We start from the raw sequence: 6,446 nt of genomic DNA, 5'->3' as shown, positions 1-6,446 counted from the left end.
CGGCCCCGGCGGGTTTCGCGCCGCCGCCCGGCGCCCCGGCGCCCAGCCCGTTCGGCGCGCCCGGTATGCCCCAGCCCGGTTTCCCGCCGCCTCCTCCGCAGGCCGGGCCGCCGATCGACCCGAACGCGGACCGCACACAGGTCGTGTCCCCGCAGCAGCAGGCGGCCGCCGACCGGACGCAGGTGGTCTCCCCCGCGAACGCCGACCGCACACAGGTCGTGTCGCCCGCGAACGCCGACCGCACGCAGGTGGTGTCCGGTGACGCCACCCAGGTCGTCCCCGGTGGCGGCGGCGACCGGACCCAGGTGGTCCCGCCCAGCCAGTAACCCCAGCAGGGAGAAAACCGCATGGTCAGGGTCGACCCGAACTCTTCGGTCCCGCCGTTCGAGCAGGTCCGCACCGCCTACGCGGAGCGGATCAACGACGGCACGCTGCCCGTCGGGGCGAAACTGCCGACCGTGCGGAAACTCGCCGAAGACCTCGGCATCGCCCCGAACACGGTCGCCAAGGCCTACCGCGAACTCGAAGAAGCCGGCCTGATCGAGACCCGTGGCCGGGCGGGGACGTTCGTGAGCGCGGTCGGTGACGAGACCCGGGAGCGGGCGCGGCGGGCCGCCGCCGACTACGCCGCGCTGACCAGGAAACTGGGGCTCGGCCGCGACGAGGCCCTGGCGATCGTCGACGCCGCCCTGGGCTAGCCTCACCGAATGGGAGTCTCCGTGTTGATGCTGCTGGTCGTCATCCTGTTCCTCGCCGGCGTCGGCGTCGGGATCTTCTTCCTGGTGAAGGCGCTCAACAAGCCGAAGCCCCCGGTGTACCCGTACCAGCAGTACCCGCAGCAGCAGCCGCAGTACCCGAGCCAGCAGCAGCCCTACCCGCCGCAGGGCTGGGGCAACTGAGTCACATCGCGCGGTAGTCGCGGAGTTCGATCTTCGGCCCGAACCTCGGCCGCCGGAAGCCGGCCGTCGAGAGGTAGCGCACCACGCGCTGCCGCTGCGGTGAATACGGCGCCAGCACTTCCGACATCCCGGCGTCGTCGAGTTTCGTGCCGACGAGCGCGTGCCCGACCATCGACGGGATGTTGTAGTCGCCGAAGCTGACCGCGTCCGGGTCTCCCCAGGCGCGCTGCGCGATCTCCGCCGCGGTCCACACGCCGATGCCGGGCACCTTCCGCAGCCAGGCCCGGCCTTCGACACCCTTCAGTTCGACGGCCTTCTCCAGGCGCGGCGCGACACGGGCCGCGGCGATCAGCGTCGTCCGCCGTTTCAGATCCACCCCGGCGCGATGCCATTTCCAGTCCACAATGGATCGGATGGCGACGGGCGTCGGCGGCACGCGCAACCGTGACGGCCCCGGTCCTGGCGCCGGTTCGCCGAACCAGCGGCACAGTTCGCCCCACGACCGCAGGGCCTCCGTACTGGTCACCTTCTGTTCCAGCACGGCGAGCACCAGCGCGTCCCACACCCGGCCGGTCGAGCCGAGGCGCAGTCCCGGGTTCCGGCGCCGAGCCGACGCGACGACGTCGTGGTGCGCGACGAATCCGGAGTCGTCGTCGTGCGCGCCGAGCATCGCCGGGACCCCTTCGAGCAGCCTTTCCGCGCCGGGCCCCCAGGCCTCCGCCTCGATCTCGCCGTCCGCGCGCCGCAGCAGCGCGAGCGTGCCCGCGCCGTCCGCGGTGTTCACGGCCAGCCAGGTGACCCCGGCCTCGGTCCGGACGACGTTGGGCGAACGCGACCCACGGCTCAGCGGGCCCAGAACCGTGTCCAGGTCCAGCTCGAAGGCAGGACGGAATCGCACACACGGAAACTACCCGGCACTCGGCTAGGGTGGGCGGGCCACCCGAACCCGTAAGCCTATGGAGGACAGCGACGATGACCGAGCGACCGGCGAAGGCCTCGATCGTCAGCGGGTACTTCAACCCGCTCCACCAGGGCCATCTCGACCTGTTCGAAGCCGCTCAGGCACGGTCGGGCTACCTGATCGTCATCGTCAACAACGATCACCAGCAGGTCCTCAAGAAGGGCAGGGTGATCCAGGTCGAGGACGTCCGGGCCCGGATCGTCCGCGCGCTGCGCATCGTCGACGACGTGTACGTCGCCGTCGAGCAGGGGCCGGGCATCAACGAGTCGTTCGACCTGATCCGCGCGGCGTACCCGGACACGGAGCTCGAGTTCTGCAACGGCGGGGACCGGCGCAACGTCGACGAGCTGCCCGCCGACGAGGTCGAGGCAGGGGCCCGGAACGACATCTCGATGATCTACGGCATCGGCGGCACGGACAAGGCCGACTCCAGCACCCGGATCCTTTCGGACATGGAAGCCTGACACCGATATTTGTCGGACGACGTTCGCGGGTCTGCTGACGGCGGCCGCTCCTAGGGCCTACCCTAGACAACACACAGTCGGCCCTGAACCCAGAGGGCCCCAGGTCAGTCGGGAGGCCTAGGGGAATGGACCCCCGTGCTCGGGCGGACGCCTTGCTCGCACGCGCTAGCGCGCGTGGAGCCTTCGTCGTGACACCGGACAACGCGACGTCTCCGATGGACTCCGCGAACACTCAGCAGATCCCCCGGTCGGTGGTCGCCGAGATCGATCGTTCGTCGGACCCGGACACGACCACTCAGCTACCGGCTTCGCTGATCGCGGAGAACGACCACCCGCTCGCGGGACCCGAACCTACGACGCGGCTGGACCTGCCGCCGGCGCGGGGCGAAGGCTCGACTCAGCCGCAGCCGTATCCCCGGCGTCCCGGCACCCCGCAGCCGACCAGACCGCTCCCGCAGGCGACGACCCCGCTCACCCGGCGGCCGCCCGCCACTCCGGTGCAGAGCCCGCTGATCGAGCAGCCGGAGCCGGAGACCGTCGAGAACGAGGTCGGCGGCTTGGTGCCGACGGTGAAGCAGAATCCTTCGGGGCGTTCGAACCTTTCGCGCCGGCTGGACGGCATCTAGCCCCCACGCGCGCGCTATGAAAGGTCCTTTCCTTGCAAATTTTGCAAGGAAAGGACCTTTCATAGCATCCGGATCACGCGATCGATCTCCTTGATCGCCGCTCCCCCGCCGTACGTGGCGTTGGACAACATCGCAACGTCCAGCGCTTCGGCCGGGTAATGCCGCATCAGCGAGCAGACGCCGACGTTCCCGCCGTCCTTGTAGTAGTGCCGCACCGAACCGTCCGATGCCAGCACGAATTCGAGGCCGAAGCCGTACCAGACTCCGCTGCTGTGGAGCACCTGCGGCGTGAGGAACTCCTTCGTGCGCTCAGGGCTCAGGAGCCGTTCTTCGCGGATCGCCCGCAGAAGCCGCACGAGGTCGCCGACGGTGCAGTACGCCCCTCCGTCGGGTGAACCGATCGGCGGGTAACTGAAGATGTTCTGCTTCCAGCCGGTGATCCGGTCGCCGTCGAGGATCGGGTCCCAGCCTTCGGCGACCCTCGGCTGCGGATCACGCCGGTCGAAGAACCCCGAATCGGTCATCCCCGCGCGGTCGAACACGGCTTCCCGAACGTGGTCGCGATACGGCCTTCCGGTGATCTCCTCGATCACCAGCCCTGCGAGGACGTAGCCCGAATTGCAGTACCGGCAGCCCTCGCCCGGCGCGAAATTCGGTGCCCGGTAAGCGAAATTGGGCAGATGGTCACGCGTCTCGACGACCGAGTACACCGGCTTGTCGACCCACAGCGCTTCGTAGCTCTCGCCGGCTTCCTCATCGGCGTCGTCGGCGATCCCGGACGTGTGCGTGAGCAGCTGCCGCGTCGTCACCCCGGCCGCGATCACCGTGCCGCCGAGGTCGACGATCTCGCCGATCGGGCGGTCGAGGTCCAAGCGGCCTTCGTCGACCAGCCGCAATGCGGCGATCGCGGTGACGACCTTGGTGATCGACGCGGTGTCGTACCGGACGTCCGGCGCGTTCGGCACCGACCAGCGGCGGCTGGCCAGGCCGTAGCCGTGTTCGAACAGCGTCTCGTCGCCGCGCCGGATCAGCACGACTCCGGAAAAGCGGTCCTCCCCGGCGCGTTCCGTCAGCCAGGTGTCCAGTGCGGCGAAGTCCATGCACCGACGGTAACGACGACGAGGAACCCGGTCGCGTGAATTCCGGTGGCCGGAACGGCTACTTCCGGCGCGTTTCGAGCTTGAGGCGCAGCGCGAGACCGGCCTTCACCGCGAGTATGACCGGCTTCCACAGGAGACCGCGGTGACGGTCCGCGAGGTAGCGGTACGCACTGTCGTGGTGCGCGCGCAACATCTTCGCCGAAGCCTGCGACGTCGAGTGACCGCCGATGTGCATGACACTGGACGAAGGCGCGTACACGTTCAGCCAGCCGGCGCGGGTCATCCTGTCGCCGAGGTCGACGTCCTCGAAGTACATGAAGTAGCGCGTGTCGAACCCGTCGACCGAATCGAAGGCCTCGCGACGGAACAGCTGGCAGGACCCGGAAAGCCAGCCGGCCGTGCGCTCGACCGGGGTACCGGTCTCCTGCCGGTACTGCCGCGTCCACGGATTGCCCGGCCAGATCTTGCCGAACGCCGCGTGCCCGATCCCGCGGCCGAACGACGGCAGCAGCCGGGCCGACGGGTACACCGTGCCGTCGAGATCGTGGATGAGCGGGCCGAAGGCGCCACCGCGCGGCCAGCGCCCGGCCACCTCGAGCAACGCGTCGAGCGAACCGGGCTCCCATTCGACGTCCGGGTTCACCACGGCGACCCAGCCGTAGCTGTCGTCGAGTTCCGCGACGCCCCGGTTGGCGGCGGTGCCGTAACCGACGTTCTCGCCGATCCTGAGCAGCTTGACGTTGTCCCGGCGGGCGGCCTTGTCCAGCGCGTCGTCCGTGGAGTCGTTGTCGGCGACGACGACCTGGATGTCCCGGTCCGTCGCCTTCTCGAGGGTGTCGAGGAACTTCTCCAGGGTCTCGCCGGGGAAGTACGTCACGGTCACGACGGCGATCCCGTCGCCGTAGCTGGGGTGCTCAGTCACGCGGCCATTGTCCACCCGTCACCGAACGCGACTTCGGCCCCACCCCACCGGGGCGGTAGCAAAGGTCCCTTGCTCCCCGCCCGGCCGCGTCGAGCATGAAGCGAAAAGCTCGCGAGACGACCGTCCGGACGCGTCGCGAGCTCTCATACTCGGTCCCACCGGAACCTCGCGTTCAGAGAGTACCGCTGTTCTCGAACGCAGGCTGCCGTGCGGCGGTAGCAAAGGTCCCTTGCTCCCCGCCCGGCCGCCGAGCGTGGGAGTCCTGAAGGTCCCCTTTGAGACATCCAACGTCTCAAAGGAGGCCTTCAGGACAGCAAAGCTAGCTCGCCCGCCGCTGCGCATGCCGGTGCCAAGCCTTCGCGTAAGCCTCACGATGCCGCTCCGCGGTCGTCGCCCACGAGAACTCCTTCGCCCGCCGAAGCGCGGCTTCGGCCAGCTCGGCCCTACGAGCCGGGGCGTCGAGCAGCTCCGAGATGGCCGCGGCGACGTCTCCGGCGCCGACACCGCAGTAGGCGACCGCGTCCCCGCCGACCTCCGGCAGCGAAAGCCGTCGCGTCGTGAGCACGCTCGCGCCGCACGCCATCGCCTCCAGCACCGGCAGCCCGAATCCCTCGCCGAGACTCGGGTAGGCGACCAGTTCGGAGCCGCCGAGGAAACCGGCGAGCGTGTCGAACGGCAGATATCCCGCCCGGATCACCCGCAGCCGGTGCGGAACGGCGTCCAGTGCGCGTTCGACCTGCGAGTCCCAGCCCGGCTGCCCGGCCAGCACCAGCGCGGGCGGGTTCGGCCTGCCGATCACGGCGTGGGCGAAGCCGCGGATCAGCGCGGGCACGTTCTTGCGCGGTTCCAGCGCGCCGAGGAAGGCGACGTACGGCGTCTTCCCGAGTCCGACGGCCTTGCGCGCGGCCTCGATCTCCGCGGGCGACGGCGGATGAAACCGGTCCGGTTCGACGCCGTGGTGGATGATCTCCAGTTCCGCCGTGCGTACCTGGCCGACTCGCCCCAGTTCGGCCGCCGTCGCGATGCTCGGCACGACGCACAGCGTCGCGCGGCGAAGCGCCGTCGCGGTCCAGGCCCGGAAGAAGCGCGCCTTCACCGAAGAGTGCAGGACCGCGTCGGTGAAGAAGGTCGCGTCGTGCAGCGTCACCACTGAAGCGGCCGGGCTCGCCAGCGGCATCGTGTAGTGCGGCGAATGGACCACGTCGGCGGCGAGCCGGCGGACCAGCCGGGGCAGGGTCGCCTGCTCCCAGGTCAGCCTGGCCGTCCTGGTCGATGTCGACGGTGACGTGGGCACGATGCGCGCGCCGGGCGCGAGCCGGTCGTACAGCACCGCGTCCCGCGGCTGGCAGACGACGGTGATCCGCGCGCCGTCCTCGTCCAGCGCCGCGACCAGCGAATCCACGTAGCGACCGACGCCACCCCGGTCCGCGGGGACGGCGGTCGCGTCGATAAGCACGCGAGGGTCATCGGTCAC

At 69.8% G+C, this 6,446-nt stretch carries 8 protein-coding genes and 1 pseudogene; 5 read left to right on the top strand and 4 right to left on the bottom strand.

Annotated elements, in window-relative coordinates:
• The 3 genes and pseudogenes from ACSMFO_RS39385 to ACSMFO_RS39375 form a co-directional block, all read left to right on the top strand.
• Positions 1-326 (top strand): annotated as a pseudogene (locus tag ACSMFO_RS39385) (hypothetical protein); the annotation flags it as partial.
• Positions 327-347: 21 nt separating this feature from the next.
• Positions 348-698, top strand: a complete 351-nt coding sequence (locus tag ACSMFO_RS39380; RefSeq protein WP_436462440.1) for a GntR family transcriptional regulator — start codon at positions 348-350, stop codon at positions 696-698.
• 9 nt (positions 699-707) lie between these two features.
• On the top strand, positions 708-899 hold the full coding sequence (locus ACSMFO_RS39375) for a hypothetical protein (RefSeq protein ID WP_360096432.1): 192 nt from the start codon (positions 708-710) through the stop codon (positions 897-899).
• A 1-nt stretch (position 900) separates the two neighbouring features.
• On the opposite strand, the gene ACSMFO_RS39370 is transcribed toward ACSMFO_RS39375, so the two are convergent.
• Positions 901-1,797: a DNA-3-methyladenine glycosylase family protein gene (locus ACSMFO_RS39370; RefSeq protein WP_038519179.1), complete on the bottom strand. Its 897-nt coding sequence runs from the start codon at positions 1,795-1,797 to the stop codon at positions 901-903.
• 74 nt (positions 1,798-1,871) lie between these two features.
• Here ACSMFO_RS39370 and ACSMFO_RS39365 point away from each other — a divergent pair, with 74 nt between their 5' ends.
• Together ACSMFO_RS39365 and ACSMFO_RS39360 are read left to right on the top strand one after the other, a co-directional pair.
• Positions 1,872-2,324 carry an adenylyltransferase/cytidyltransferase family protein gene (locus ACSMFO_RS39365; RefSeq protein ID WP_350578852.1) on the top strand — a complete coding sequence of 151 codons (453 nt, stop codon included), beginning with the start codon at positions 1,872-1,874 and terminating at the stop codon, positions 2,322-2,324.
• 125 nt (positions 2,325-2,449) lie between these two features.
• Complete coding sequence (locus ACSMFO_RS39360; protein ID WP_038519184.1) at positions 2,450-2,950, top strand: hypothetical protein; 501 nt, start codon at positions 2,450-2,452, stop codon at positions 2,948-2,950.
• Between the two features lie 59 nt (positions 2,951-3,009).
• On the opposite strand, the gene ACSMFO_RS39355 is transcribed toward ACSMFO_RS39360, so the two are convergent.
• The 3 genes from ACSMFO_RS39355 to ACSMFO_RS39345 all read right to left on the bottom strand — a co-directional run bounded on the left by ACSMFO_RS39355 (position 3,010) and on the right by ACSMFO_RS39345 (position 6,428).
• Positions 3,010-4,050 (bottom strand): serine hydrolase domain-containing protein, encoded by a 1,041-nt coding sequence (locus tag ACSMFO_RS39355; protein ID WP_436462439.1) that lies wholly within the window; start codon positions 4,048-4,050, stop codon positions 3,010-3,012.
• A 58-nt stretch (positions 4,051-4,108) separates the two neighbouring features.
• Positions 4,109-4,972: a glycosyltransferase family 2 protein gene (locus ACSMFO_RS39350; protein ID WP_436462438.1), complete on the bottom strand. Its 864-nt coding sequence runs from the start codon at positions 4,970-4,972 to the stop codon at positions 4,109-4,111.
• A 319-nt stretch (positions 4,973-5,291) separates the two neighbouring features.
• Complete coding sequence (locus ACSMFO_RS39345; RefSeq protein WP_436462442.1) at positions 5,292-6,428, bottom strand: glycosyltransferase family 4 protein; 1,137 nt, start codon at positions 6,426-6,428, stop codon at positions 5,292-5,294.
• Between the last annotated feature and the right edge of the window lie 18 nt (positions 6,429-6,446).

Origin of the sequence: Amycolatopsis sp. w19 (assembly GCF_051373225.1) — a bacterium.
Taxonomy (GTDB): Bacteria; Actinomycetota; Actinomycetes; order Mycobacteriales; family Pseudonocardiaceae; genus Amycolatopsis; species Amycolatopsis japonica.
Note: the sequence above shows the minus strand (reverse complement) of the source record. Positions and strands in the feature narration are given on the sequence as shown.

What these genes read in the sequence shown, in the direction of transcription:
- ACSMFO_RS39380 (WP_436462440.1), top strand. Translation starts at nt 348, where the DNA reads ATGGTCAGGGTCGACCCGAACTCTTCGGTCCCGCCGTTCGAGCAGGTC.
- ACSMFO_RS39375 (WP_360096432.1), top strand. Translation starts at nt 708, where the DNA reads ATGGGAGTCTCCGTGTTGATGCTGCTGGTCGTCATCCTGTTCCTCGCC.
- ACSMFO_RS39365 (WP_350578852.1), top strand. Translation starts at nt 1,872, where the DNA reads ATGACCGAGCGACCGGCGAAGGCCTCGATCGTCAGCGGGTACTTCAAC.
- ACSMFO_RS39360 (WP_038519184.1), top strand. Translation starts at nt 2,450, where the DNA reads ATGGACCCCCGTGCTCGGGCGGACGCCTTGCTCGCACGCGCTAGCGCG.
- ACSMFO_RS39355 (WP_436462439.1), bottom strand. Translation starts at nt 4,050, where the DNA reads ATGGACTTCGCCGCACTGGACACCTGGCTGACGGAACGCGCCGGGGAG.